Raw genomic sequence first — 4,606 nt, 5'->3', positions numbered from 1 at the left:
TCGGGCGGGTCCCGGGATGTCGCCCGTCCCCTCTAGAGTTCTGGGGTGACGACAGCCCTGTACCGCCGCTACCGGCCCGAGACCTTCGCGGAGGTCGTCGGCCAGGACCACGTCACCGCGCCGCTCCGGCAGGCGCTGCGCACCGGGCAGACCAACCACGCGTACCTGTTCTCCGGGCCACGCGGCTGCGGCAAGACGACGTCCGCGCGCATCCTGGCCCGCTGCCTCAACTGCGCCGAGGGCCCGACCGACACCCCGTGCGGCGTGTGCCCGTCCTGCGTCGAGCTGGCCCGCGGCGGCCCCGGCAGCCTCGACGTGGTGGAGATCGACGCGGCGTCGCACGGCGGCGTCGACGACGCGCGCGACCTGCGCGAGCGCGCCACGTTCGCTCCCGCGCGCGACCGGTACAAGGTGTTCATCCTCGACGAGGCGCACATGGTGTCGCCGCAGGGCTTCAACGCGCTGCTGAAGATCGTCGAGGAGCCGCCGGAGCACGTGAAGTTCATCTTCGCGACCACGGAGCCGGACAAGGTCATCGGCACCATCCGCTCCCGCACGCACCACTACCCGTTCCGGCTCGTGCCGCCGGACGTCATGGTCGGCTACCTGGACCAGCTCTGCACCACCGAGGGCGTGACCGTCGGCTCCGGCGTGCTGCCGCTCGTCGTGCGCGCCGGCGGCGGCTCGGTGCGCGACTCGCTGTCCGTCCTCGACCAGCTCATCGCCGGCTCCGGGCCGGACGGGCTGGTGTACGAGGACGCCGTCGCGCTGCTCGGCTACACGCACGCCTCCCTGCTGGACGACCTGGTCGAGGCGATCGCGGCCCGCGACGGCGCGAGCGCGTTCCGCGTGGTCGAGCGCGTCATCTCGACCGGCCACGAGCCGCGGCGGTTCGTGGAGGACCTGCTCGAGCGGCTGCGCGACCTCATCGTGCTGGCGGCCTCCGGCGACGCCGCCGCGGCGGTGCTGCGCGACGTGCCCGGCGACCAGATGGCCCGCATGCAGCAGCAGGCCGCGCACCTCGGCGCCGCCGAGCTGTCCCGGTCCGCGGACCTGGTCAACGCCGCGCTGTCCGAGATGACCGGGGCGACCTCGCCGCGGCTGCACCTCGAGCTGCTCATGGCGCGCCTGCTCCTGCCGGTGCTCGACGACTCCGCGGCCGGGATCGGTGCGCGCGTCGACCGGCTGGAGCGCGAGGGTGTGCGCGCGGCGTCGGGGCCGGCCGGCGCGCCGGTCGCGACGGCCCCGCCCGTCGCCGCGCCGGCGTTCGCACCCGCCGCGCCGGTCGAGCGGGTGGCCGTCGTGACGCCGCCGCCGAGCCCCGCGCCCGAGGTGCGGGCGGCGGAGGAGACGCTGCGGGCGTCCGGCGCGGGGAGCGCCCAGGGCGACGACGCGGTCGGCGCCGGCGCCGGCGACGCCTCCGGGGCCGAGGCGTCCGGGTCGGGCGAGCGCGCGGCGGGGGAGCAGCGACCCGACGAGCGCCGCCCCGGGCCCGCCGAGGACGCGGAGGCGACCGCCGGGCGGCAGCCCGAGCACGCGCCGGCGGACGAGCGGTACCCCGAGCCCGAGGTCGCGCCGGTCGCCGAGCCGGCCCGCGCGGCGGCTCCGGCCGCTCCGGCTGCTCCGCCGGCTCCGGCCGCCGAGGAGCGCCCGATGGCGCACGACGTGCCGACGGCCGAGCCCGTCGCCCCCGCCGAGCGCCCGGCCGGCGCCCCCGGCGGCGGCGACACCGAGATGCTGCGCCGGCGCTGGCCCGAGGTCCTCGACACCCTGGCCCGGCTCAAGAAGACCACCTGGGTGCTGATCAGCCAGAACGCCCAGGTCGTCGAGCTCGACGCCACGACCCTGAAGCTCGGCTTCGGCGCGCCCGGCCTGGCCTCGGCGTTCCGCTCCGGGCCGCACGCCGACCTCGTGCAGCAGGCCGTCCGCGAGACCCTCGGGTTCAGCGTCAAGGTCGAGCCGGTGCTCTCCGGCGGCGGTCCCGCCGCCCCGCGGCCCGGGTCCGGTCCCGCGCCGAGCCCCGCGCCCGCCGCTCGTGGCGGGGGTGCGCCGTCGTCCGCCGAGGCCGCCGCGTCGTGGGACGCGCCCGCCGCGCGACCCGCGCCCGTCCCCAGCCCCGTGGAGGCGGCCCGCGCGCCGCACGACGCGCCCGCGGCCGGGCCGTCCGGCGTCGACGCGCCCGCGGACGACGACCCCGACGCGGCGGACCCCTGGTCCTCGGCGACCGTGACTCCCGCCGGCGGCGGCACCGCGGGCGAGGGCGCTGCTGACGGCGCGTCCGACGACCGTGCCGACGGCGGGGACCCTGCCGGGGACCCCTCCCGCGCGGCGGCTGCCGACGGGCGCGGGGTGCGCGAGGACGCGGCGCGCGGAGGCGTGGCGCGCGAGGGAGCCGGTGCCGAGGCGTTCGGCGAGCGTGCGTCGGGCGAGATCGCGGCTGAGCATGCATCGGGCGACCGTGCGTCGGGCGATGTCGCGGCGGGCGACCGTGCGTCGGGCGACATCGCGGCGGGCGATGTCGCGGCGGGCGAGCGTGCGTCCGCCGAAACCGTGTCTGCCGACCTCGCATCGGGCGGCAGTGTGCCCGGCGGTCCTGCGTCGGGAGGCCCCGCGTCGGGCGGCCCCGAGGCCGACGGGCCCGCATCCGCAGGCCGTGCCCCGGGCGACTCCGCGTCCGCCCGCTCCGCCGCCGGCGACGCCGCTCCCGGGGCCCCCGTCCGCGGCGGCTCGCCGTCCGGTGGTTCCGCCCCCGCGGCGGCGCCGGTGCGCCCGCCCGCGCCGGTGGTCGCGGTGTCCGACGACGGCTGGCCCGCGGTCGCGCCGCTCGGCGGCGCGCGTCCGGCGTCCAGCACCCCCGGCGCCCCGGCCGCCGACTCCGGTGACGGCGCGCGTCCCGACGACCCCGCGTCCGCGGCCCGCGACCGGGTCGCGTCCGCGGAGGCGCGCGCCGACGGACCGGGTCGACCCGGTGTCGACGGCGCTCCCGCCTCCGCGCGGGCCCGCGGTGCAGAGGCCCTCGCCGGATCGGCCGCCCCGGGTGCCGCCGCGAGCGGCCCTGCTGCTCGTCCCGGCTCCGACGACCGCTCCGGCTCCGACGACCGGCCCGCCACGCGCGCGTCCGGCTCCGGCCGCCCCGCCGCCCGTCCGGCCCCGACCGACCCAGGTGCGCCGCCGCCGTGGGACCCGCACCCCGACGACCCGGGCGCCCCCGAGCCCCCGGACGACGACTGGGCCCGCGACGTCCCGCTGCCCCCCGATCCCGGCCCGGACCCGTACGCGGCGCCCTCCCGACCGGCCGCGGCCGCGACGGCAGCACCGTCGCCGGCGCCCACCAGCGGCGCCGACCGCGTCCGCGCGGCGGCCCGAGCCGCCGCGGCCGGCGGCGGTTCCGTCGCGACCGCGCCGCGCGTGGCCTGGGCCGACGACGAGCCGTCCATGGACGACCCGGACATCGGCTCCAGCACCCTGTCCGGCATCCCGCTGCTCGCCCAGGCGCTGGGCGCGACCGTCATCGACGAGCCGGTGGACGAGGGCTTCTGACCTGACCTCGGATCGGGCCACTCCGACTCCTTCCGCCGGGGTGCTCGGCGAGCCGGCGTGGCGCCTCGTGCGGGCGCCGAGTCCTCCACAGGGGCGGTGGTGGTGCTCCGTCCCCAGGGCTCGGTTCGTCGCCGAGGGCGTGTCGGTGGCCGTCGGTAGTGTTGCGTTATGGCATCTGACCTGCAGGAACACCCGGATGGCGACGTGGTCGCCGCCCCGGTGCTGCCGGTCTACGCGGCGGACGGGACGTGCTTGACGGACTTCGGCCCGGACCCGGTGGTGGCGGCGGGTCGGGCGCCGCGGACCAGTGAGCAGCGGCAGGTCGAGGCCATCGCGTCCTGCCCGCCCGGCCCGGTGCTGGATGCCTGGTTGCGGGGACTGGACCAGCGCGTGGTGTCCCCGACGGTGCTGGTGGAGGTCGTCGCGGCGCTCGACCGGATGGAGTCCCACCTGCACGCCCGCAAGCTGGCCGCGGTCGCCGAGCTCGCCAGCCGGCAGGAGATGCGCCCGGACTGGTCGCCGCTGGCCGGTGCCCCGCCCACGCAGACGAGCGTGGCGGGCGACGAGCTGGCGATGCGGCTCGGGTGGGCGCGGATGACCGCGAACCGGGTCGTGCGCCGGGCGGTCGTGCTGGACGGGCTGCTCGGCGCGACCCAGGAGGCGCTGGAGGCGGGTCACGTCGACGCCGCCAAGGCCGAGGTGCTGGCCGCGGCGCTGACCGACCAGTCGTTCCAGGTGGCCCACGCGGTCGAGGACGCCGTGCTGCCGGACGCCGACCAGTGCTCGGTGGCCGAGCTGCGGCAGCGGGTGCAGCGCGAGATCCGATTGGCCGATCCTGACGGCGCCGCGGACCGGCACGAGCGGGCCCGATGCACCCGCCGGGCGACGCACCCGCGGGCGCAGGCGGACGGGATGGCGTCGATGTGGCTGGTGCTCGCGGCGGAGGACGCGACCCGGGTCGACGGGGTCCTGGACCACGCGGCCCGCGCGGCGAAGGCGGTCGGTGACGGTCGGACCCTGGACCAGCTGCGGGCGGATGGCCTGCGCGACCTGGTGGTCGGGGACG

At 79.0% G+C, this 4,606-nt stretch carries 2 protein-coding genes; both read left to right on the top strand.

What is annotated here, in order from left to right; all coding sequences use genetic code 11:
• Positions 1-45: 45 nt before the first annotated feature.
• Positions 46-3,540 (top strand): DNA polymerase III subunit gamma and tau, encoded by a 3,495-nt coding sequence (locus VER05_RS06360; protein ID WP_324844539.1) that lies wholly within the window; start codon positions 46-48, stop codon positions 3,538-3,540.
• A 168-nt stretch (positions 3,541-3,708) separates the two neighbouring features.
• Positions 3,709-4,606 (top strand): DUF222 domain-containing protein (locus VER05_RS06355; RefSeq protein WP_324844538.1); only part of this gene is annotated, 898 nt, incomplete at its 3' end.

Source organism: Cellulomonas sp. (assembly GCF_035634735.1).
GTDB lineage: Bacteria > Actinomycetota > Actinomycetes > Actinomycetales > Cellulomonadaceae > Cellulomonas.
Note: the sequence above shows the minus strand (reverse complement) of the source record. Positions and strands in the feature narration are given on the sequence as shown.